General features: G+C 48.3%; 1 protein-coding gene. It reads right to left on the reverse strand.

The genetic code is table 11. The features are described 5' to 3' along the window. The coding region (locus AB1L30_RS00580) for a hypothetical protein (RefSeq protein WP_367011408.1) at nucleotides 1–207 on the reverse strand (207 nt) is incomplete at both ends.

Consider the following 207-nt stretch of genomic DNA (forward strand, 5'->3'; position numbering starts at 1 on the left):
CAGGATCAACAGCAACAGGATCAACAGCAACAGGATCAACAGCAGCAGGATCAACAGCAGCAGGATCAACAGCAGCAGGATCAACAGCAACAGGATCAACAGCAACAGGATCAACAGCAACAGGATCAACAGCAACAGGACCAACAACAACAGGACCAACAACAACAGGACCAACAACAACAGGACCAACAACAACAGGACCAACAA

This window comes from Bremerella sp. JC817, from assembly GCF_040718835.1.
In the GTDB taxonomy this organism is placed as follows: domain Bacteria; phylum Planctomycetota; class Planctomycetia; order Pirellulales; family Pirellulaceae; genus Bremerella.